This is a genomic window from Neolewinella persica DSM 23188 (assembly GCF_000373105.1).
In the GTDB taxonomy this organism is placed as follows: Bacteria; Bacteroidota; Bacteroidia; order Chitinophagales; family Saprospiraceae; genus Neolewinella; species Neolewinella persica.
In genome coordinates, this window is record NZ_KB890422.1 from 1 (window position 1) to 21,665 (window position 21,665).

Annotated in this window: 18 protein-coding genes; 7 read left to right on the forward strand and 11 right to left on the reverse strand. The window is 51.5% G+C overall.

The window, feature by feature from the left end:
* The first annotated feature begins 309 nt into the window (after positions 1-309).
* Positions 310-1,407, forward strand: coding sequence for a DUF2911 domain-containing protein (locus tag B036_RS0107355; RefSeq protein ID WP_020568053.1), 1,098 nt, complete (start codon positions 310-312; stop codon positions 1,405-1,407).
* Positions 1,408-1,725: 318 nt separating this feature from the next.
* On the opposite strand, the gene B036_RS0107360 is transcribed toward B036_RS0107355, so the two are convergent.
* Positions 1,726-2,985 carry an alpha/beta hydrolase family protein gene (locus tag B036_RS0107360; protein ID WP_020568054.1) on the reverse strand — a complete coding sequence of 420 codons (1,260 nt, stop codon included), beginning with the start codon at positions 2,983-2,985 and terminating at the stop codon, positions 1,726-1,728.
* A 115-nt stretch (positions 2,986-3,100) separates the two neighbouring features.
* On the opposite strand from B036_RS0107360, the gene B036_RS0107365 reads away from it, so the two are divergent.
* Complete coding sequence (locus tag B036_RS0107365) at positions 3,101-4,864, forward strand: potassium channel family protein (protein ID WP_020568055.1); 1,764 nt, start codon at positions 3,101-3,103, stop codon at positions 4,862-4,864.
* Positions 4,865-5,138: 274 nt separating this feature from the next.
* Here the strand turns inward: B036_RS0107365 and B036_RS31775 are convergent, their stop codons facing one another.
* From B036_RS31775 to B036_RS0107385, 4 genes are all read right to left on the reverse strand, one after another.
* The gene (locus tag B036_RS31775; RefSeq protein ID WP_020568056.1) at positions 5,139-5,705 is read right to left on the reverse strand and encodes an HU family DNA-binding protein; all 567 of its coding nucleotides are present in this window, start codon (positions 5,703-5,705) and stop codon (positions 5,139-5,141) included.
* A gap of 331 nt (positions 5,706-6,036) precedes the next feature.
* Positions 6,037-7,509 (reverse strand): ArnT family glycosyltransferase, encoded by a 1,473-nt coding sequence (locus B036_RS0107375; RefSeq protein ID WP_020568057.1) that lies wholly within the window; start codon positions 7,507-7,509, stop codon positions 6,037-6,039.
* A gap of 312 nt (positions 7,510-7,821) precedes the next feature.
* Positions 7,822-8,325 (reverse strand): NADPH-dependent FMN reductase, encoded by a 504-nt coding sequence (locus B036_RS0107380; RefSeq protein ID WP_020568058.1) that lies wholly within the window; start codon positions 8,323-8,325, stop codon positions 7,822-7,824.
* On the reverse strand, positions 8,325-8,684 hold the full coding sequence (locus B036_RS0107385; protein ID WP_020568059.1) for a hypothetical protein: 360 nt from the start codon (positions 8,682-8,684) through the stop codon (positions 8,325-8,327). The genes B036_RS0107380 and B036_RS0107385 overlap by 1 nt, the downstream gene beginning before the upstream one ends.
* 492 nt (positions 8,685-9,176) lie before the next feature.
* Here B036_RS0107385 and B036_RS32870 point away from each other — a divergent pair, with 492 nt between their 5' ends.
* The 3 genes from B036_RS32870 to tnpA all read left to right on the forward strand — a co-directional run bounded on the left by B036_RS32870 (position 9,177) and on the right by tnpA (position 10,755).
* A complete protein-coding gene (locus B036_RS32870; protein ID WP_071596762.1) occupies positions 9,177-9,563 on the forward strand; it encodes a single-stranded DNA-binding protein in 387 nt (128 codons plus the stop codon).
* The gene (locus B036_RS0107395) at positions 9,560-9,910 is read left to right on the forward strand and encodes a single-stranded DNA-binding protein (RefSeq protein ID WP_020568061.1); all 351 of its coding nucleotides are present in this window, start codon (positions 9,560-9,562) and stop codon (positions 9,908-9,910) included. Before B036_RS32870 ends, B036_RS0107395 begins: the two co-directional genes overlap by 4 nt.
* Positions 9,911-10,290: 380 nt before the next feature.
* Positions 10,291-10,755 carry an IS200/IS605 family transposase gene (gene tnpA / locus B036_RS0107400; RefSeq protein WP_026231775.1) on the forward strand — a complete coding sequence of 155 codons (465 nt, stop codon included), beginning with the start codon at positions 10,291-10,293 and terminating at the stop codon, positions 10,753-10,755.
* Between the two features lie 229 nt (positions 10,756-10,984).
* Here tnpA and B036_RS0107405 read toward each other — a convergent pair whose 3' ends face one another.
* The 3 genes from B036_RS0107405 to B036_RS0107415 form a co-directional block, all read right to left on the reverse strand.
* Positions 10,985-11,731 carry a succinate dehydrogenase/fumarate reductase iron-sulfur subunit gene (locus B036_RS0107405; RefSeq protein ID WP_026231776.1) on the reverse strand — a complete coding sequence of 249 codons (747 nt, stop codon included), beginning with the start codon at positions 11,729-11,731 and terminating at the stop codon, positions 10,985-10,987.
* Positions 11,732-11,858: 127 nt separating this feature from the next.
* On the reverse strand, positions 11,859-13,853 hold the full coding sequence (locus B036_RS0107410; RefSeq protein WP_020568064.1) for a fumarate reductase/succinate dehydrogenase flavoprotein subunit: 1,995 nt from the start codon (positions 13,851-13,853) through the stop codon (positions 11,859-11,861).
* 24 nt (positions 13,854-13,877) lie between these two features.
* Positions 13,878-14,576 (reverse strand): succinate dehydrogenase cytochrome b subunit, encoded by a 699-nt coding sequence (locus tag B036_RS0107415; protein ID WP_020568065.1) that lies wholly within the window; start codon positions 14,574-14,576, stop codon positions 13,878-13,880.
* Positions 14,577-15,159: 583 nt separating this feature from the next.
* On the opposite strand from B036_RS0107415, the gene B036_RS0107420 reads away from it, so the two are divergent.
* Together B036_RS0107420 and B036_RS0107425 are read left to right on the forward strand one after the other, a co-directional pair.
* On the forward strand, positions 15,160-18,183 hold the full coding sequence (locus B036_RS0107420; protein WP_020568066.1) for a sensor histidine kinase: 3,024 nt from the start codon (positions 15,160-15,162) through the stop codon (positions 18,181-18,183).
* Between the two features lie 40 nt (positions 18,184-18,223).
* Positions 18,224-18,925 (forward strand): LytR/AlgR family response regulator transcription factor, encoded by a 702-nt coding sequence (locus tag B036_RS0107425; RefSeq protein ID WP_020568067.1) that lies wholly within the window; start codon positions 18,224-18,226, stop codon positions 18,923-18,925.
* A 17-nt stretch (positions 18,926-18,942) separates the two neighbouring features.
* Here B036_RS0107425 and B036_RS0107430 read toward each other — a convergent pair whose 3' ends face one another.
* The 3 genes from B036_RS0107430 to B036_RS0107440 form a co-directional block, all read right to left on the reverse strand.
* Positions 18,943-19,443 carry a GbsR/MarR family transcriptional regulator gene (locus B036_RS0107430; RefSeq protein ID WP_020568068.1) on the reverse strand — a complete coding sequence of 167 codons (501 nt, stop codon included), beginning with the start codon at positions 19,441-19,443 and terminating at the stop codon, positions 18,943-18,945.
* A gap of 128 nt (positions 19,444-19,571) precedes the next feature.
* A complete protein-coding gene (groL, locus tag B036_RS0107435) occupies positions 19,572-21,218 on the reverse strand; it encodes a chaperonin GroEL (protein WP_020568069.1) in 1,647 nt (548 codons plus the stop codon).
* Between the two features lie 178 nt (positions 21,219-21,396).
* A complete protein-coding gene (locus B036_RS0107440; protein WP_020568070.1) occupies positions 21,397-21,660 on the reverse strand; it encodes a co-chaperone GroES in 264 nt (87 codons plus the stop codon).
* Between the last annotated feature and the right edge of the window lie 5 nt (positions 21,661-21,665).

The window sequence follows — 21,665 nt, forward strand, 5'->3', positions numbered from 1 at the left end:
AGGGGTTGCAGGGTCGCTCTGCTCCGGTTGCAGGGCTATCTCGTTTCTGCAACAACTGCAACAACTGCAACTCCTGCAACGAGAGCGAAGCGAACTCCTGCAACGAGAGCGAAGCGAACTCCTGCAACGAGAGCGAAGCGAACTCCTGCAACGAGAGCGAAGCGAACCAGGATTAATGTTTGTCGCCTGCCGGCAAACCCTGCTCCTTTTATCCGCTTTCTGCACCTGCGGCCCCGCCCGAATACTAACCAGGCGGTTTATAACCGACAAATGTAGTATTTTCGCGACCTCAATAACCAAAACCATACCATGAGAATCAAATTCACCCTGCTTTGCTGCCTTTTCCTGATGGGAGGCCTTACCCTCGTTCAGGCGCAGGAAGTCAAATTTGGCGACCTGGACAAGAGCCCAATGGATGCTGCTCACTACCCACGCAGTGCTGCCTTTGCCAACTACCTTTCCGCAGATGATCCTGAACGGAACCAGAAGATCAAGGTGCTCTACAGCCGTCCCCTGAAAAAAGAACGCAACATCTTCGGTCAGCTGGAGCCCTTCGGTCGGGACTGGCGCATGGGGGCAAACGAAGCCACAGAAGTTACCTTTTATCAGGCAGTTGAAATCGGAACAACTCAAATACCCGCCGGAACTTACACCATGTTCGCGCAGCTTTATGCCGACCAGTGGATCGTGAAAATCTCAGAAGAACGCTTTATCGGCGGTTCTGAGAACCGTGACGTTGCTAAAGATCTGGTAGCAATCGCAGTGCCTACTATGGTGACTTCCAAAGCTCGTGAATCATTCGTTATCGGTTTCCAGAAGATCGACGAAGGCATGGTGCACATGATTTTCGAATGGGACAAAACCCGTGCGGCACTGCCCATCAACCTGAACCCACCCAGCCTGGCCGGAGACGATGCCAGCCCGATGGACCTGATTCAGTATCCGGACATGAGTCGCTTACGGAACTACGTAGAGGAAAAAGACCTGGCCGCTAACGAGCCTCAGGTTCGTGTTGTTTACAGCCGTCCGCAAATGAAAGGCCGTAAGATCTTTGGCGAAATGCTCAAGTACGGCGAAATGTGGCGCGTTGGTGCCAACGAAACTACCGAGTTAACGTTCTTCAAAGACGTTACCATCAACGGAAAAGACGTCAAGGCTGGCCGCTACGGCCTGTTCGCTAAGGTCAATGACGGCAGCTGGGAATTCATCATTCACAAAGCCGTACAGAGCTGGGGTAATGCCAACTTTGATGAGAAGGATGTCGTAGTAAAAATGACGGCTAAGACCGAAAAGACGCCAGCGACGCTTGAAGCACTTTCCATGACCTTCGTCGGGAAAGGCGACATGGTCGAACTGGTAGTTGGTTGGGAGAATACTATGGCGCGTTTACCTATTAAAGTTAAATAGTCAAATAGTCCGAGGCAGCTTGCTGCGCTCGTAGGGCTTCGGCCTGGATGGACTAAAACAGCGAAGCCCCGGATGTCTTCATCCGGGGCTTCGTTTGTTTTAGAATGGCTCGCTGGAAGGTTCCAGAGGGTTTCGATTTCATGCTGGTCGGTTGGGGACAAGCCCCGCCCGACCAGCGTCGGGTTTGGAGGCCACGTTCGCAAAGCGAACGCGGGATGAATGAATGATTCTAGTAGGGGCGATCCCTTGCGGTTGCCCCACTGGTCCTGTCATTTTGGCTTCGCTGCTCCTCTTGGGCGGCCATATAATGCAAGTGGCTTACCGCATCAAAGTAAGGCCAACGGCGGTTCTGGGCTTGAAGCCTTCCCACTTATTGGTATTGGCGTCTTCGGGCAATTCGAGGTACTTCGCATTGTCCTGGTCTTTTAGCTTGCTGCCGAGGAAGGCGGTAATGAAATGCTGGTTGATGTTATTCATACGACGGGTATCCCAAACAGAATCGCCATACCGGAGGTACTCATCAATGTGAAGGCCGGGTGCGAGGGCTTCGGGAGGCGGAGGGTTCGGAGCTACGTTGTGCCGTGCCCCTTCGTAGGTGAGCAGGTAGCGCTCCGTGTTGGTTGCGCCATCGAAGATGGCTTTTATACCGTCCTCGTATCCGGAAATATCGTCTTCGCTACCGGCAATGAAGAAGGTGGGGACTGATAGGTTTTTGAGGCCTTCGTCATCCCACACGCGGGCTTTTTTGCCCCATGGAGCAAAGGCGACGACGGCTTTGACGCGCGGATCAGCTCCGGGGTAAGCTTCGTTGCCGATCAGGTGGCGGTTGATGGCGGTACTGCCGCCGGTCCGGCCAGAGACGAAACCGCCAAAGCCCGGGCTGTAGCCGGCACCACCTACGTTGAGGACACCGTAACCACCCATGGAATAGCCGATGATGGCGGTATTATTGGCGTCGGTAAGTCCGGAGAGGAAGGACCCCGAGCCAGACTTACTCATGCGCCCCATCTCATCAATAGCGAAACGAATGTCTATCGGGCGGAAGTAGAGCGTAGAAGTAAACGGCCCCGCATTGTCGAAGGTCGATTCGGTATGTGCGATGGAGACGACTACGTAACCTTTGGAGGCCAGGTTCTCGGTGAGGTAGGTCATCAGGAACCGGGAGCCGGTGTAGCCGTGGGAGACGACGACCAGCGGGTAGGGGGCCTTACCTGCCTTTGGTTTGGCATCACGGGTCGCGCGGCCGAGGAAGGTGAAAGGAATAAGCGGCCGGGTGGTATCCGGGAATTGCCCCATGGTTTCATTGTAGCTGAGGGTTGCAGCGGCATCGGCCTCTGCGGGGTACCAGACCTCGATTTTCAGCGGTCGGTCGTAAGTAGGGATTTCGCCTTCCTTAAAGGCGGCAATGTTGAGCTGGTCGGGGTTGGTGATGGTTAGGCTGCGGACGCCTACGGCATGTTCACCACGTTCAGACAGTGCGGGCGCATCGGGCAATACGTCACCATAGACGAATTGGGCGCGGAGCGCAGGATGCAGGCAAAGGAACAAGAAGAGCAGGGGGAGGAAACGTTTTTGCATTGATCGGGGGGTTGGTTAAGCAAAATCAGAGCCTGACAACAGGCCGGCTCTAAGAAACGGAATATTCTTGGGGAAATGAGCGGTGTGTGTGTTTTATTAGTTGGTATTTTGCCACATGCAAGTTATCTATCAAATTCAGAAGCGGGCCAAAAAGGCCCGCCGCGCACTGGGAAGTACCCTGAAATACCGCATCCTTTTTCTTGCCCTGTTCTTGTTGAGCCTGATGTGTCTGCACATGCTGGCGATGGTCATCTTTGAAGGAATAGGCCTGGGAGACGCTGCCTGGTTGACCATTACTACGGCCACCACCGTCGGGTACGGCGACATCTCAGCATCGAGTACTGCGGGACGGTGGTCGACGGCTATTCTGATGTATGCTGGCGGAATTTTCGTGCTCGCTCAATTGGCTGGCTTAATATTTGAAGCTTCGCAGTGGCGGGTGACCCAACGCCAACAGGGTAAGTTGGCCATCAGGGCTCGGGGACACATCGTGATTTTCGGTTGGCGGGAGGATTTTTTGGTAAGCGCTATCCGGGAAGTCCGGGAGAGCATCTCTCCCTTGAACGATGAGGACATCGTCATTGTCAGTCCTAACATTGAGCTGTTGCCCGATGTGTTGCGTGATCTCGACGTGCACCACGTAAGCGGCCCTTTCTACGAAGCTACGGTTTTGGCCAAGGCGAACATCCAACGGGCTGCCCGGCTGGTGATCATCCCCGATACGGACGAGCCGGAGGCTGATTTCGTGAACCTCGACCTGGTGAACCGGCTACGAAAAGAAGCGCCGGATACGCCGATCATCATGGCCTGCCTAAGGCAGGAGATGGAGCCGGTAGCCGAAAAAATGGGCGTAACGGAAGTGTTGACTTTTGGCCCCAATTATCCCGACATGCTCACCCGGGCAGTTTTGGCCATCGGTGCCGAAAAAGTAGTGGAAGAGCTGATTGTACACGCTGGGGCAGAAATGGTGGTTATACATTTGCCTCTCAGGGGCAGCGTCGGGCAAATCCTCGGCCTGACCGACAGCCACGCTATCCTGCTGGGATATCGAAAGGACGACGGGCAATATGCCGTCCATCCTGCCCGCGAAGACCAGCTGGAAGACAATGTCATCATCTTCCTGGTGGACGTAGACCCTTACGGCTCCGCAGCGGCGGCTGAAAAAACGCTGGTGGCGCTGTTGCAGCCACTGGTGGAAGACCGGACCATTCGCAGCTTCGATGAACCGAAGAGCCTGGGCATCATCGGCGGCCGTAACCGGGTAAACGCTGCTTATCTGCGTGCCTTACAACGACAACTTGGAACCGTGGAGGTAAGCCACCTTTGCGAGGACTGTTGGCAGGAAGAAGGCTTATCCACCATGGAACTCAAAGAGCTGGAGGCGGTAATCTTATTGTCTGACGACCCCGGGGCCCCTGACTCCGATGCCCGGACGTTTGTAACGATCAATTACCTCCGCAGGGAACTTGGCTACACCGGCCGCCTGATCGTGGAAGGCGTACTGACCGAAAACCGAACCCGCTTCGAGGCAGCTGGTGCGACGGACGTAATCCGTCCCGTAACCCAGAACCTCGATATCCTTGCCCGTTGCATCCTCACCGGAGCAGAGGAGATACTGGACAGCCTGTACAGCAGTTACGGCCCGCAGGAATTGATCCGGATGGAGATGGAGTTGAATACGGATTGGCTCACCTTTTGCCGGTCGGTATATTCGCTGGCACTCCCCCTGGCCTTCGAAGATACACGGGGTAGGGTAGTTGTTCCACCGCCGGATTACCAGCTGGGGAAGGGGCAGGTCTATATGCTGGTGGACCGGGCTGGGGAGTTGGATTATTGGGAGGTGCGGGAGGCTTTACGGGGAATGGTGTCAGCCCACTAATAGGCTCCGGAGGAGACAGATTTCAATTGCCCCGGTTGAAAGCTCGCGAAGCGGGCTTTTACCCGGGGTGCCTTAGTAGTCTCAAAATAGCTACGGCGCTGTGCGCCATCATATTTACCTTCCATTCCTTACCCCGGGTTACGGGGTATCGCCTCACCCGGGGCAATTAAAATTCGATCCCTTCGGGATCATTAGAACTATTTGATTCAAACGAAAAGCGGCAGCCCCCGTTTCCGAAGACTGCCGCTCATTATGTGAAAGCAGGGTTTAAGCCTTACTTGAACATCCCGCCAAGCTTACCAAGCAGTCCGCCACCAGTGCTGCTACCAGCATCTTTAGCACCGCCTAGCATACTGGCAGCTTTGCCAAGCAAGTCGCCAGCTTCGCCGCCGCCGGCCAGGCCACCGAGGAGGCTGCCTGCGTCGAGGCCAAGGGCGCTCATCATGGAACCGGCGTCAATGCCGTCGGTATCACCGGCTGCCTGGGTGGCACCGCCGATTTTGCTCATGATCATGGGGAGTGCCAGGCTGGAGATAGTACTGGCCACGCCTTCGCTGAGGCCAAGGCTGGAGGTTACCTTGCTGATGAAGTTACCAGCAATTCCTTTGTAAACAACATTTTCGAGCAATCCGCCACCACCAGAACCGCCGCTTACTGCGCTGGTCAGCATTCCAAGAAGGCCGTCGACGTTACCGCCGCTCAATGCACCGGTAATCCCTTCCGTTACGGATTCCTGAGCAAGTGGGAGGGCCTTTTCGGCCTGGCCGAGGGGAAGGCCGGTCTTTTCGGCAATGGCGGAAACGACCTGGCCTTTAACGGCGTCCATGATTGAGTCGAGCATGTTATTATGTTTTTTGAGGGGTTGAACTGACAAGACTGCCAGCGGTTAAATTTTCAGGCAAGGATGCCTGCTCAAAAATTGAGACGGAAGATTTACGATTTGGTCATGGTCGGGCGAATATTTTTTTGAAATAATCCAAGACGGCCTATTTTTCCGGTGCAGAGTCGGACGGTTGACTAGTGGCGAGGCTTGCCCTTGCCGCTACGGCGAGTGAATCTCGAATCGTTCGCTGAGCGAACGCGTTAAAGGGTTTCGGGAGATTTAATACGGACGGGGGCGAGCCCCGACCGTACAGAAGGAGATATGAAAACTTAGGTAGTGCACTGTACAACTACTCTTGCAGCCGGTAAATCCCCACCGTCAGGTGTCCTCCGGGGGCAATCTCCACGACCGGACGGGCGAAGTGCTCTTCTCTGTCACGGACCATGTAGCGGGTATTGGCCCAGATGAAATTAGTGGCCAGGTAATCGGCCTTGTGCCAGGCACCTTCCAGGCGTAATTTGGCTTTGGCTTCCGGTGGAAGGGCGTAGAAATTATCGTTGCAGGGCCATACTTCGCACTTGATCGAGCGAACTTCCCCTTCCGGGATTTGATCAGCCAGCTCCAGAAAAGCTTCCCGGAAACCGACGCCCCAGTAGTCCATGTCGAACCGGGTCATGAGGGGCTTGCCCTGGATGGCAATGTTGAAGTAAACGTACTGATGCGGATGGTAAATAACCATCGTTAGCGCAGTAAGGGTTAGCCCTGCTCCTAAAATCAGTCCTGGCACCTGCGGCCGCGCCCAAAGTCGGGTTTTCAGATTATCAGGTTTTCGGGTTGCCCACTTTTGCTGCGCCCACTCAAATCCGACCATCAACAGAAATATTAAGCCGGGATAAACAAAATGTAGATGTCGCCAGCCGTTGTAGAGCGTGGAGCCGAGGAGAATGACTACCAAAATGGGGCCGGTGGAAAGGCCGAGTTGCGCAAAATCCAACAGTTCCTGGTCGTTGCGCCAGAAGCGGAATTCCTTTAGGCTGCCAATTATATTTTTCCCCGTGGCGTAGATGCCGGAGAACATAAAGATCAGGTACAGGATGGGGGTGGTAATGATGATCCAGGCCGGAATGTAGTAGGCCGGGACGTCGAGTGCGCTGATGCGATCCCCGAAAAGCCATACGTAGCTGTCCCAGTCAAAGGCAGACATTTCAGAAAAGGCACTAATAAGGCGACTGAACGTATCTTCCCAGAGGTAGGGAAAAAAGGGGACCATAAATGCGATGGAGAGTGGGAGGTAGGCCGCGATCCAGGCGATATTTTTACCGTTGCCTTTGCGTTCGCGCAGGAATTCCCAGCCGAGGAGGAGTACGGTAGTGAGTGGAACGATCAGTGCGGGTAACCGGGTATTGAGTGCCAGCCCGGTGGCAAAGGCATGAAATAGGAGGTTACGCCAGGTCCGGTTTTTCAGGAACCGCAGCAGCGTGAAAATGCTGATGAGATAGAAGACCAGCAGGACGTGGTCTTTGGGGTTGTAAAAGCCGTTGGCGAAAATGCGGGGGCTAAGTACAAGGGCCAATGTGCCGAGCAGCGGATACCAATCCTGATCGGGAAACCTTAGCCGAAGGGTTCGATAAAAGTAGATGCAGGCCAGCCAGAATAGTCCGAAATTCATCCAGTGGCGAAGTTTGTAATATTGGTAAGGGGCGTCTTCATAGCCTAGGGCCAGCTCAAGTCCGGAGGCGGTGATCTGGTAGATCATGCCGTAGTTGGACCACTGATAATCCTCCAGGTCCCATTTAGGTTCGAGGGCAACGTGGTCGGTCATCCCCAGTTTTTCCGCTGCATAATCAATAGAAACGCGGCCGTGCCGCCGCTGAATGGACTCGTCCCAGCTGATGCCGTAGTCGTCGAGAATCCATCCCCCGAGTAACAGAAGGCCGAAGAAAAAAACAACGGGGTACCAGGGCGAGAAAGTCAGCTTGATAGCTCAATGGATTGATAGGCGGTAAAGGTACAATGTGCGACTTGGTTCAGGGCGAAGGATTCAGGATTCAGGATTCAGCGTTCAGGATACAGGATTCTATTTTAGTGTAGTACCCTTGACCCTGAGCTCTGACCCCTGATTCCTGTGCCCTGCCTACTGAAGTAACTCAACAGCCGCCAGCAACACCTCCCGGTCTTCGCCTGGGGCAATATCTCCCTCTTCGGTGAAGGTGACTTGCTGCTGGTAGAAGGCGCTCTCGGCGACTACACGGGCGTTCAAAGCTTCGAGTGACCACAGTAGGGACTGGCGCGCGCGGTCACCGCGCGGCGGTCCGGGCGTGAAGGTGAGTACCAACGTAGGTTTGCCATCGAACTCGCCGGAAGAGGCGAGCCAGTCCAGTGAATTTTTCAATACCCCGGGTAAGTTGTGGAGGTAAGCTGGGGTGCAGATGACAACGGCCTTTGCGTTGGTCAGATCAGTCCGCCATCGGAGTACGGTCTCTGGCCAGGGGGCTTTGTCCCGGTCAGGCTGGAAGATCGTTAGATCAGCCAGGTAGTCAGCTGTAACATACTCCTGGCCACTCAGCTTGCCGATGGCGGTAAGAAAACGGGTGTTGGCGCTGTCGGGGTGGGGAGACCCGGAAACGAGAAGCAGCACTAATCCTCGTCATCAATCAGGTCCTCGTCAGAAAGCTCATCGGGGTCAATGTCAGCTTCTTCGATGTCGTCATCGTCATCGTATTTGTCAGCGTACTCGTCGCGGACATCGTCCAATAGAATACCGTCATCATCATAATCGTCGTCGTCATCGATGATTTCGAGGGCTTCTGTTTTGGTCATCCGGATGAGGTAGTGCTTTTCTTCGGTCTCGAAGGGGAGGGCACTGGTAAGCCGGCCGTTTACGTCAGTAAAACGAATGAGGGACTTGGCGAAACCTTCCGGGTAGAACAGCTTGATCTGTTCCAGGACTTCGTCTTCTAACTTCTCGTAGTTTTTGATTACGCGTGGTTTGCTCATGGGAGTAGCAGATTAAATGAGGGTGGCTGGCTTTCCTTTAGAAAGGGTGGTTTACGTCCAGTCACCCGCAACTAGCATTGTGGGTATTTACGCAGCAATATTAGGGTGGTAAATTGGATTAGCCATGTATTTCTTGCCGAATCTTAGATTTTTTAATCCAATCCTTCCTTTTATTTCGAAGTAAATGATCTGACGGATTGTCTGGTCAGCCTGCTTTTTGCTATTTGTCTCCAGAGGTTTTTGCTTGATGGAGCGTTTTGTGACGCCCTGCCTGCCGTCAAAATGAATGACAGAAAAGTAGCTAAGAGAAAAGTAAGCGTGTCAATTCTGAGATCTGCCATACATGTTGATAATCAGTAATTTATGCTTTTTTCTGATGGGTAGGAGTAGGTTTTATCCGTATATAAACGCATATAAACGTAAGTATTCGTATAAAAAACGACTACTGTAATACCGTGCTTTCATCTTTGAGCCGTACCAAATTTATTAGCTGTGCCCTTTTCCTTGAATCAGATACAATTGGTTGGCCGTGCTGGTCACGATGTTGACCTTCATACTCTTTCTGACGGCACTCCGCTGTCCCGCCTGCGCTTGTACCAAGATGGTGAGAATCGTGCCGGAGAACCGGCCTCTTCCGTCTTTATGCTTAATGCCTGGGGCACACTGGCGGCGTCTTTTCATGAACGCGTCAGGCGGGGAGATACGCTTTTCGTTCAGGGCCGGCTGCATATCCGTAGTTTTCACGAAGGTGGGGCGCAGCATTTTCGGCCGGAGGTCCACGTATCTACTTTTTACATCATGGAACGGACCCATCGCCGGCCCGTTAATACTTCTTCGGCTAATCATTTACGGCCTAAAAAAACATCTTCATCATCATGAATCAGATTACCCTCATTGGCCGCCTGGCCTTACCTCCAACTTATCATTGTACCGGCGAAGGGCAAGACCTGACCAGGTTTGAACTACGTACTGCTTCTACTTCCGGCCCCAACCAAATTGAAGCGCATCATTGCACGGCCTGGGGACCGGCAGCCCTTGACCTGCATCAACACCTCAACGTTGGAGATCGCTTGCTGATCAACGGCGAGCTCCGCTACCGCCAACGGCGAACTCGACAGGGTGGCACGCTGCGCATGCCCGTAATCTATGTACGGGGATATACCTATTTAGGGCGGGGAGAAGTGGTTGCCGGGGGGGATTTGGGGCTTAGGGATAAGATGGGGTAGGAGGACTTTTGGGGGAACTACGCTTGTTGCTGTACCTCAGGACTACGCTTGTTGCTGTACCTCAGGACTACGCTTGTTGCTGTACCCCAGGACTACGCTTGTTGCTGTACCCCAGGACTACGCTTGTTGCTGTACCCCAGGACTACGCTTGTTGCTGAACCCCAAGACTACGCTTGTTGCTGAACCCCAAGACTACGCTTGTTGCTGTACCCCAAGCCTACGCTTGTTGCTGTACCCCAGGACTACGCTTGTTGCTGTACCCCAGGACTACGCTTGTTGCTGTACCCCAAGACTACGCTTGTTGCTTTGCAACTCGCTTCGTCCTGAACTATTGTGGGACAGCTACGCTGTCATCTGTTATGCATATCAACTAACTGAAAATGAATTCTTACCATTCCACTACTTATCAGATTGTCTTTGGTACAAAATATCGGAGGAAAGTAATGACTCGTAAAAACCGACTAAAGCTGTTCAAATTCATTTACGGTATCTGTAAAAATTATGAATGCCACGTTTATCGCATTAATGGCGTATCGGATCACATTCATATAGTGCTTAGTATCCCTCCTAAAGTTGCTATCTCAGCTCTAATCAAAGAGATAAAGAGCTCTTCATCTGGATTCATAAGAAAAGAACGCCTCTTTAAGAACTGGATGGGATGGCAAAAAGGATACTTCTTGGGTTCGTATGCTGCTGAAGCAAGAGACAATCTGGTGGCTTACGTCAAAAAACAGGAAACACACCACGGTGAAATGAATGAACTAGAAAAAGAATCCTATCATGACGAACTGGTAAGGTTATTAGGAGAACATCATATCCCCTGGGACGAGGTCTACCTGGAATAGCAGATGACGGTACATACAACGGGAGCACGACGGCGTAGCCGTCCCACAATAGCCACCCCGGACGAAGGGAGTCGTGAAGCGACGAACGCAGTCCGGGGTTAAACCACGAGAAAAGCAACTAAGTCCCGGCGTTGAACTACGAGCAATAACGCCTCAGTCCAGGATTAACCTACACAGAGAGACGGTCGCGGAGTGACTCACTCCTTAAGATCAAGGGGACGAAGTCCCACTATTTACCTCCCACAGAGGAGCTCAGGTATTCCCGGTTCAACCGGGCAATGTGCTCAACCGAAATCTCCTTAGGGCATTCCGCCTCACACGCAGTAATGTTCGAGCAACGGCCGAAGCCCTCAGCATCGTGCTGTTCGACCATGCGCCGCGCACGCTGTGCGGCTTCAACCTCACCCTGCGGCATGTGGGCCAAGTGGCTCACTTTAGCAGCGGTAAACAGCATAGCGGAGGCATTCGGACAAGCGGCGACGCAGGCGCCACAGCCAATACAGGTGGCAGCGTCCATCGCTTCGTTGGCCACTTCCTTCTCGATCGGGATGGCGTTGCCATCCTGGGCCTGGCCAGTATTTACGGAGATGAATCCGCCAGACTGAATAATGCGGTCAAAGGCGTCGCGGTTAACGACGAGGTCTTTAACGACGGGGAAGGCAGCTGAACGCCATGGCTCGATGGTGATGGTGTCACCGTCGTTGAAATGACGCATGTGCAACTGGCAAGTCGTGGTACCCTGCATCGGCCCGTGTGGGTAACCATTGATGACGAGGCTACAAGTACCACAGATACCTTCACGGCAATCGTGCTCAAAAGCAACGGGCTCTTGCTTATCGGATACGAGTTTTTCATTCAGCACATCCAGCATTTCCAAAAAGGACATGTGGGTGGATACATTATCGACTTGGTAAGTCTGGAACTGGCCTTTGGCCTTATTTCCTTTTTGCCGCCAGATTTTTAGGGTGAGTTTCATGTTATCTGCTCCCATGGTAATTTATGGTTTTGATTCACGGCTCTTGTCCAACCTTCCCTTGCACCTGCGGCCGCGCCAAAAAAAGTGCGTGCTGGTGAAGGATTGGCCGGAACCGAACCGGCGACTATTATTTGTAAGAACGGGTTTTCAGTTCAACGTTTTCGAAGACGAGGTCCTCCTTGTGCAAGATCGGGTCGTGGTCATCCCATTCCCAGGCGGAAACGTAGGTATACTCTTCGTCCCGACGTAATGCTTCACCATCTTCGGTTTTAAATTCCTCGCGGAAATGACCACCACAGCTTTCGTCCCGGTCCTTGGCATCGACCATCATCAGTTCTCCGAGTTCGAGGAAGTCAGCGACTCTAAGTGCTTTTTCCAACTCAGGATTGTATTCGTCTGCAGTACCCGGTACAAAAACATCTTCGTAGAATTCCTGGCGGAGACGGCGAATGTCTTCCCTCCCTTTGGCCAGTCCTTCTTCGCTACGGGACATTCCGCAGTACTCCCACATGATTTTGCCAAGACGGCGGTGGAAGCTTTCGGCGGATTGATTACCTTTTACGTCAAGCACCTGGCTTATCCGGTCAGCTACTGCTTTCTCGGCATCCATGAATTCCTTTTGGTCCGGATCGATCATTGGTGTCCGAATCTCATCAGCAAGGAAGGTACCGATGGTGTAGGGCAAGACGAAGTAACCATCGGCCAGTCCCTGCATCAGTGCTGAGGCACCAAGGCGGTTGGCTCCGTGGTCGCTGAAGTTGGCTTCACCGGTAGCAAAGAGTCCGGGTATGTTGGTCTGCAGGTTATAATCCACCCAAAGTCCACCCATAGTATAGTGTACGGCCGGATAAATCTTCATTGGCATCACGTAAGGATTCTCTCCCGTGATCTTTTCGTACATCTCGAAAAGGTTACCGTATTTTTCTTCAATGACGGCGGTGCCGAGTTCTTTGATACGGGCATCGGAAGCATCAGGTTCGTGCAGGGTAGTGGCCCGGCTCTTACCGTAACGCATAATGGCGTCGGCGAAGTCGAGGTAAACAGCTAGTCCGGTCGGGCTAACACCCAGGCCTTCGTCGCAGGCTGTTTTGGCAGCCCGGCTGGCTACGTCCCTGGGGACGAGGTTGCCAAAAGCTGGATAGCGGCGTTCGAGGTAGTAATCGCGTTCTTCTTCGGAGAGGTCGCGGCCGTTCTTTTTGCCTTCACGGATAGCGATTGCATCTTCCTTTTTCTTAGGTACCCAAACCCGGCCGTCATTCCGGAGGGACTCCGACATGAGGGTAAGCTTAGACTGGTACTCTCCGGAAACGGGGATACAGGTTGGGTGAATTTGGGTAAAACAAGGGTTGGCCATAAAGGCACCCCTTTTTACCGTCCGCCAGGCAGCGGATACGTTGGAGTTCATGGCATTGGTACTCAGGTAGAATACGTTACCATAGCCACCGGTACCCAGCACCACCGCGTGTGCGGCGTGGCGTTCGAGTTCTCCGGTAAGGAGGTTCCTTGCAATGATGCCACGGGCCTTACCGTCAACTTTTACCAGGTCCACCATTTCGTGGCGGTTGTACATCGTCACGTTGCCGAGGCTTACCTGGCGGCTGAGGCTTTGGTATGCACCGAGCAGCAGCTGCTGCCCCGTTTGACCTCGTGCGTAGAACGTTCGGCTTACCTGCACGCCACCGAAGGAACGGTTAGCGAGCAAGCCGCCATACTCCCGGGCAAATGGAACACCCTGGGCTACGGCCTGATCAATGATGTTGACACTCACCTCCGCAAGGCGATGTACGTTGGCTTCGCGGCTGCGGTAATCACCGCCTTTGATGGTGTCATAAAACAGGCGGTACACGGAGTCACCGTCGTTTTGGTAGTTCTTGGCTGCATTAATACCGCCTTGAGCTGCGATGGAGTGTGCACGGCGTGGGCTGTCGTGGAAGGTGAACACCTTCACTTTGTAACCGAGTTCGCCGAGGGTGGCGGCGGCAGCGCCACCGGCAAGACCGGTACCGACAACGATCACTTCAAGACGGCGCTTATTGTTGGGCGCCACCAGCGGCATCGAAGACCGGTATTTGGTCCACTTTTCGCCTAATTCTCCGGGGGGGACGTTGGATTTTAAGGGCATGATTATGCTTTTTGAAGTGTTGGTTTACTGATTGAGGTACATCCAGATCGGAATAATGGCAAAACCTGCGGCGAGGGCAACGGAGAGCACCCGGCCAACAATTTTGACGAGCGGTGTCCATTTCTCATGGCTGAGACCAAGCGTCTGAAAAGCAGACTCAAAGCCGTGCCAGAGGTGAAGGCCGACGAAGATCATACAGACCACGTAGAAGACGACCATCCAGATGTTGGTGTAGGTAAAGGCCACCAGTGCGTAAAGGTCGTTGATGGGTTGATCCCAACCTTCGTAGTCCACCGTCTCTATTTGGCTTCCCCAGTGCGTCTGGTACCAAAACTGGATCAAATGAATAACAAGGAAAATAAGGATGATCGAACCGATCGCCCCCATGCGGTAAGAGGCTTTGCTTGCACCCGCGGTTCGGTTAGCCTTTACGGCATAGCCTTGGGACCCACGAGCCTGACGGTTCTTTATCCAGAGAAGTATGCCCTGAATAGCGTGCAAAAGAATGGAAGCGTACAGCCCATAGCTTGTTGCCTTAATCAAGGGGTTGTGCGTCATGAAGTAGGCATACTCATTAAAGGCCTGGCCACCTGCTCCGCTAAGCAACTGGAGGTTGCCTATCAAGTGAATGATTAGAAAGGAGATCAGAAACAGCCCAGTAAGAGCCATCACCACCTTCTTACCAATGCTCGAAGTTATAAAACGGACAAACCAAGTATTCATAGACGGTAGATTTTACGTAACGCGGCAAACTTAATGGTTAAAACGCTGAGAAACGAAAGGGTTTTGCGGGGAATCCATCATATGGTCTGTTTAGATTTTGTCTAAAGAATTAATGAGTAGTGTTTCTGTGGCTATTATTGCTTTTATCGGGAAGGAATAGTGGTTTAATCTGGGGGGGGGGTGAGGCGGGGCCGCAGGATGCAATTGGATGTTTTTTGAGCAAAGGGTGCTGAGATTGCCCTTCACCTCTTCCTTGCACCTGCGCACCGTCGCCCTCCTGATTATGTAAGCCAGAAGACCGATCAGGAGGTGTTGGCACCGGATATTAACTGCCCACGTACGGATATTAAACGGAGGTTGTAGGTATGGGGCCTTATCACCGATATTCACTTCCAGATAGTTACAAAATCAATGTTGGCCTTAGTTCAACCTGACCCATAACACGTTTACCTGAATTTTTAGAATTCGCTTAAGTACCTAAGCCTCTATTAACCCGGGATTCCCGGAAAATTGTTTCTTCATTAAAATTTGAGCGAAATTGGCTCCAATGAAATTGTCGATGCCTTCTTCGTTCTTAGCTGTTATGTTACTATCCTGTTTTTTCACCTGCTGGGTAGGCGGAGTACTTTGTGCTCAGTCTACCCAGTTGCATTTTAAGCATTATACGAACGATGATGGTTTGCCCAGCTCAGAAACCTACACCGTTTTAGAAGATGAAATTGGGTACATGTGGTTTGGCACCGATAACGGTGTTGCCCGCTTTGATGGATACAATTTTGAAGTTTTTGATACGAATGACGGGCTGAATGACGTCGTCGTTTTTACACTTCTTTCCGATGATCTTGGGAGAATATGGGCAGGTACTTATTCTGGAGACTTGTACTATTTTGAGGAAGGTCGGTTTCATGCCTATGCCTACAACAGTGTCTTACAGGAAGCCCGGAATTACAATGAATTTGTTCATTTGGTGGACGTTCGTGACACAGGTGATGTGATCATTCGATTTCAGAAAAGTGGACTCCACGCGATCAATAAAAAAGGACAGGTCCGGTCCTTAGAGATCGGTGAGCCAGACGGCCTCTCCTTTTATACTCCGGGATGTTCTGGTCCTGAGGCCTCGAAGGTCGCCCCCATTTCGCGAAGTTATCCGACAAATATTACGGGGCTGCAAAGTGATTTCAGCAAGGAATTTACCCTGTATGTTGGAAATGAAGATTGTAGTCGGGAGATTGGCCGAATTAGTCTACCCGTTGCTAAAAGTACAATATGGCCAATAAAGAATTTAGCGTTGATTACGGAAGAGGATGGTGAGGAAAAGCTATTATTTTTTTCACCTAGTAAATTATATGTAACTAAAGCTGGCCAGGGGGCCAAAATGATTTACAAACTTGGGAGAAGGGCTAATCATGTTTTACCAATCGATGCTTCTTCCTTTTGGGTAGGTATGGAGCAAGGCCTGGGCTTATTACGCTTTACCCTCAATGAAGATGATGAAGTTGCTGCTGTAGATACTTTTTTGCGTGGCAGGTCTATTTCTTTTATCCAGCCAGATTCACATCGGGGCTTGTGGGTAACTACTACCGATGCAGGGGTATACTATTGCCCTTTTCCGGTACAACAAAAGTACATTCTTGATAACAAGACTTCGCCACTTGCGGTAGCGCCTACCGGAGATAACATGTTCTATGCGAGCTATGCTGATGGATCTTTGTATCAGTATGATGGCGAAAAGAAACGCTACGTTTATCTGGATGCAAATCGTCCTTTTGGGGCAAGGCATGAGTTCTTAATGTTCGATTCTTTATCTAGCACTTTATTCACTTCCCAAACAGTTTTAACGCATGAGCCTGAGATAACGAATAACCAAAGCTCCCGAAACTTCTCTCCCTACTTAGCTAAAGGAGTGCCTAGACTTCAGTCCGTAGACCTCATCACCACTTGCAACAAATTGGGACCACGTAAGGGGTTGTGTACGAACAGCATCCAGTTTGGTATACTGGATATGGACACCCGGGAGGTTGAATTCGTAAGCGAAGGGACGGATTATTTTTACGGTGTTGAGACGTTTTTAATCGATTCTCTCAACCGGTATTTGCTTGGTACGCTGAACGGTGTTGTGGTCTATGATCCTTCCCGTCCGGATGCAACGCTAACTCCGTTGGACTTAGGCGCGACTGAACTTTCAACCAGAGTAGTAAAAATCGTCGAGCATAAAGGCGGGATTCTTTTCGCTACCCGGGGAGAAGGAATGGTTTTTTTAAGGAACGGTAATAAGACGGTTCTTAAAGAGAAAGACGGGTTAGCCTCGGATATGATCCGTGATTTTGAAATATCAGAGGACGGTAATGTTTGGATAGCAACCCTGGCGGGGTTGTCGAAAGTCATTTACAATGACAATGGGGAGGAGGTCCGGACCTACCGGGAAGAAGACGGTTTGATCAATAATGAGTTGCTCGATGTGGCGATTTACGGAGAACAGGTTTGGCTGGCAACAAACTCGGGAATACAGAAATTTCAGGAAATACCGCCGGCTGCCTATTCTGCACCTCCCATCATAAGTCGCTTCGTGGTAGATGCAGCAACTATAAATAACCGAAAAGAGGTGAGCATTAGCTCGGGCAATCATAATGTAGAAATCTACTTTGGTACCATCAATTACAGGTTAGAGGATAAAGTGCTTTATCGGTATCGCCTGGGAACTAACGATGCCTGGCGATTTACGAGAGAAAGAAACGTAACCTTTCCGCGTCTCGGCTCCGGACAGTTTGCATTCGCAGTTGCCAGTCAAAACGAAGCCGGAGTTTGGAGTGTCCCTACGGAAATATCATTTAGTATTGCAACTCCCTGGTATGCTACCTGGTGGGCCCGCATTCTAGGCATCCTCCTGATCGTGGGGGCAATAACCTGGTACTTTTTGAGGCGGGAAAAAAATCGTAAGCGGGAGAACGAGTTTTTATTGCAAATCTCCCGGTTAGAGCACGAGGCACTGCACGCCCAAATGAACCCTCATTTCGTCTTCAATGCCTTGAATTCCATACAGAATTTCGTAATACATAACGAGGCTAAGCAAGCTGCCATTTACCTGTCACGTTTTGCGCTGGTGGTCCGGCAGACCTTGAATTCTTCCGTCAAAGGAAAGCATTCACTGGCGCAGGAAATCGAAATGTTGGAGACCTATCTCGTACTCGAAAAACTTAGGTTTAAGGAAGGGTTCGAGTACCAAATTGTTGGAGCCGATGATTTACCCCTGGAACAAATCATTCTGCCGCCGTTGCTAATTCAGCCTTTTGTAGAGAATGCTATTTTGCACGGGCTAAAAGAAATTGATGCGGGAGGGGTGATTCAAATTTCGTTTAGTGGTAATACCCGGCTGCTGAAGGTAGAAATCGAAGACAACGGAACTGGTATCGAAACAGACCTGGAATTCGGAGAGGAGTCTATGGGGATGGCCATTACACGACGACGCCTTGAAATGATGAAAGACGGCAACAAAAATGTTTCGGGTATGAGCGTTAAACCGGTTTATAATGTAGACGGGACTTTATCCGGGACCAAAGTACAATTGTGGATTTACCTTGAAAACGCGGTGATAGAAAGCAATGTCTAAGCCTTTTTAAACCAACCTTTTTTACCGAAAAAAAAGATTTATGCCAAGTGCCCTGATAGTTGATGATGAGGCGGACGCACGGAGCGTGCTGAAGAAAATTCTGGAGTTGTTCTGTCCGCAGGTCACCGATATTGACGAAGCGGCAAATGGCAGGGATGCTTTACGGTTAGCTTCCGGGACGGCCTATGACCTGGCGTTCATTGACATCAAGCTGAAAAACGAGAATGGTATTGATCTGGCAAAAGGCATCAGTAACTACTGCAATAATATTGTCTTCGTAACGGCTTTCGACGAATATGCCGTCAGAGCTTTTCAAACGGAAGCTATTCATTTTTTGCTCAAACCCGTTGATCCGGAATTACTACAGCAGGCTGTCGCCCGGGGATTAGCTGGAAACTACCGGCTCAACCTCCTGAAAGATCGACTGTTTTTACGGACTAAGGAACGCATCAACGTGCTCAAATACGAGGAGATTCAGTACATCGTTGGAGACGGTAATTACGCTACTTTTCATACGACAAACGGAGGGAGTCTGATGGTGTCACGCAACCTGGCTTACTACGAGAAGCTGATTGATTCTCCTGTTTTTGCACGCTCCCATCAGTCTTATTTAATCCATTTGCAGTTTATCAGCGAAATAATGGTGGCCAATCACCTGGTGATAATGGATGACGGAACGAAAATACCCATTTCCCGCCGGCTAAGGGACCCTTTCGTAAAGGCGTTTATGCAGCTGAAATAAGCCCCGGAACCCACTGCTTATTTTATCATTGAGAGCAAAGTCGAGAAGAACCAATTGCTATCTACTTTAACCAGGGCATCCAACGCCGAATCTGCCTTATGGCTGTAGAGCTTAAGGTCTTTAACTACGTTACGGAAGTCTTCTGCCTCCGCGTCCTTTCCTTCTACCCCGGTAAGTTCGTCTAAAAGGCGAAGCATTGGCTCCAACTCCCGTTTCTTACGGGCAATGACGATACTCTTTATCACTTTGGACATATCCTTTTCGCCGATGAAGAACTCTTTTCGTTCTCCGGGAATGAGCTTTTTATAGGCTAATCCCCAGTCTACGAGCATCCTCATATTGGTGTTTACATTACCTCTGCTGATCTGAAGTTCTTCCATCACATCATCAGAACTCTTGGGAGTGTTGGAGACTAACAACAGGGCGTGAATCTGCGCCATGGTTCGTGTCACGCCCCAGCTACTACCAAGTGCTCCCCAGGCTTCAATGAAGCGTTCTTTACCTTCTTCTAGTTCCATACTTTCAGTAAATACTGAAAGCGGGGCAAGGGTTTAGATAAGTCATGGAAATTTCGCAGATAACGAAAAACCCCGGTCAGCATTTGCCAACCGGGGTTTCCTGAATTTGTTAGTAGCAACTGCCTGATTTACATCATGCCGCCCATACCGCCACCCATGCCGCCATGGCTGTGGCCACCCATGTCTCCGGCGGGCTCCGGCTTGTCATTGATCACACACTCGGTGGTCAGGACCATACCGGCGATCGACGCAGCGTTCTCCAGCGCAATGCGGGTAACTTTGGTTGGATCGATAACACCAGCCTTTTTCAGGTCCTCGAACACATTGGTCCGTGCGTTGTAGCCGTAGCTATCTCCCTTACCGGTCATTACACCTTGCAGGATAACGCTACCTTCCACACCTGCGTTGTCTGCAATGGTACGAAGCGGGGACTCCAGGGCCTTCCGAATGATCTGAATACCGATGGTCTGGTCCTCGTTTTCACCCTTCATGCCTTCCAGTGCAGCGATAGCGCGCACCAGCGCTACGCCACCTCCGGCCACGATGCCTTCCTCAACGGCGGCACGGGTAGCATGGAGAGCGTCATCAACGCGGTCCTTCTTTTCCTTCATTTCCACCTCCGTAGCTGCACCGACGTAGAGTACGGCAACACCACCAGCCAGTTTGGCCAGGCGTTCCTGCAGTTTCTCGCGGTCGTAGTCGCTTGTGGTGGTGTCGATCTGCTGCTTGATCTGACCGATACGGCCATTGATCGTTTCGTCAGCACCTGCACCACCCACGATGGTAGTATTGTCTTTGTCTACAGTGATCTTCTCGGCAGTGCCGAGCATATCCATGGTAGTCTGGTCCAGCTTGTAACCTTTTTCTTCGCTGATCACAGTACCTCCGGTCAGGATGGCAATGTCCTCCAGCATGGCTTTACGACGATCGCCGAAACCTGGAGCCTTTACGGCAACAACTTTCAGTTGCGCGCGCAGGCGGTTGACCACCAATACGCCGAGTGCCTGAGACTCGATGTCTTCGGCAATGATCAGTAGGGGACGACCAGCCTGAATTACCTGCTCCAGCACCGGCAGGATGTCCTGCATGTTGCTGATTTTCTTGTCGTGGATCAGGATGTACGGGTTCTCATACTCGGTCACCATACTCTCGGTATCGGTAACGAAGTAGGGGCTGAGGTAACCGCGGTCAAACTGCATACCCATCACCTCTTCAACGTAGGTATCGGTGCCTTTGGCTTCTTCAACGGTAATTACGCCGTCTTTGGAAACCCGCTTCATTGCGTCAGCGATCAGGGCACCAATCTCATTATCGTTATTGGCAGAAATGGCAGCAACCTGCTCGATTTTGCTGAAGTCGTTTCCAACTACTTCGCTCTGACCTTTAAGGTGCTCGATAACTGCCTTAGTGGCTTTATCGATGCCGCGCTTGAGGTCCATAGGATTCGCGCCAGCGGTAACGTTCTTGAGTCCGGCTTTGATCATGGCCTGTGCGAGTACCGTGGCAGTAGTAGTACCGTCGCCAGCAATATCTGCGGTCTTGGATGCCACCTCTTTTACCATCTGGGCACCCATGTTGGCAACCGGATCTTCGAGTTCGATTTCTTTAGCAACGGTTACTCCATCCTTGGTGATCTGAGGAGCACCGAAGGATTTTTGAATAACGACGTTACGCCCTTTTGGGCCGAGCGTTACCTTCACCGCATTGGCGAGTGCGTCTACACCGGCGTGGAGTTTCTCCCGCGCGATTCTGTCAAAGCTAATTTCCTTAGCCATAGTTGTATATATTTTATAGTGATTGGATTATTACTGAGTTAGCGAGTCACTGAGTTGATGAGTTGCTGCCGCAAGTACCGTTCGCGGCGCTACGCTTGCTCACCTAAGGCGAAGGAGCGTAGCGAAGTGAGTGGAAACGGCGGTAGCAACTCAGTGACTCACCAACCCACGAACTCAGTTAGATGACGACAAGAATATCGTCTTCCCGCATGATCAGGTAATCCTGACCTTCCAGGTTTACTTCCTGGCCGGCGTACTTGCCGTACAGGACAACATCTCCTACTGCTACGGTCATTGAATTTCCGTCTTTACCCGGGCCAACGGCGATGATTTCACCGCGTTGTGGCTTCTCTTTGGCAGTGTCGGGGATGATGATACCACCGCTGGTCTTTTCTTCAGCGGGAGCGGGCTTTACCACGACGCGATCGTTGATCGGCTTCATGTGCA

Bases quoted from the DNA above. Each gene is read 5' to 3' on its own strand.
- B036_RS0107375 (WP_020568057.1), bottom strand. From the start codon at position 7,509: ATGACCGACCACGTTGCCCTCGAACCTAAATGGGACCTGGAGGATTAT.
- B036_RS0107440 (WP_020568070.1), bottom strand. From the start codon at position 21,660: ATGAAGCCGATCAACGATCGCGTCGTGGTAAAGCCCGCTCCCGCTGAA.
- B036_RS0107415 (WP_020568065.1), bottom strand. From the start codon at position 14,576: ATGAATACTTGGTTTGTCCGTTTTATAACTTCGAGCATTGGTAAGAAG.
- B036_RS31775 (WP_020568056.1), bottom strand. From the start codon at position 5,705: ATGCTCGACTCAATCATGGACGCCGTTAAAGGCCAGGTCGTTTCCGCC.
- B036_RS0107425 (WP_020568067.1), top strand. From the start codon at position 18,224: ATGCCAAGTGCCCTGATAGTTGATGATGAGGCGGACGCACGGAGCGTG.
- B036_RS0107355 (WP_020568053.1), top strand. From the start codon at position 310: ATGAGAATCAAATTCACCCTGCTTTGCTGCCTTTTCCTGATGGGAGGC.
- B036_RS0107395 (WP_020568061.1), top strand. From the start codon at position 9,560: ATGAATCAGATTACCCTCATTGGCCGCCTGGCCTTACCTCCAACTTAT.
- B036_RS0107360 (WP_020568054.1), bottom strand. From the start codon at position 2,985: ATGCAAAAACGTTTCCTCCCCCTGCTCTTCTTGTTCCTTTGCCTGCAT.
- B036_RS0107365 (WP_020568055.1), top strand. From the start codon at position 3,101: ATGCAAGTTATCTATCAAATTCAGAAGCGGGCCAAAAAGGCCCGCCGC.
- B036_RS0107385 (WP_020568059.1), bottom strand. From the start codon at position 8,684: ATGAGCAAACCACGCGTAATCAAAAACTACGAGAAGTTAGAAGACGAA.
- B036_RS0107410 (WP_020568064.1), bottom strand. From the start codon at position 13,853: ATGCCCTTAAAATCCAACGTCCCCCCCGGAGAATTAGGCGAAAAGTGG.
- tnpA (WP_026231775.1), top strand. From the start codon at position 10,291: ATGAATTCTTACCATTCCACTACTTATCAGATTGTCTTTGGTACAAAA.
- B036_RS0107420 (WP_020568066.1), top strand. From the start codon at position 15,160: ATGTTACTATCCTGTTTTTTCACCTGCTGGGTAGGCGGAGTACTTTGT.
- B036_RS0107405 (WP_026231776.1), bottom strand. From the start codon at position 11,731: ATGAAACTCACCCTAAAAATCTGGCGGCAAAAAGGAAATAAGGCCAAA.
- B036_RS0107430 (WP_020568068.1), bottom strand. From the start codon at position 19,443: ATGGAACTAGAAGAAGGTAAAGAACGCTTCATTGAAGCCTGGGGAGCA.
- groL (WP_020568069.1), bottom strand. From the start codon at position 21,218: ATGGCTAAGGAAATTAGCTTTGACAGAATCGCGCGGGAGAAACTCCAC.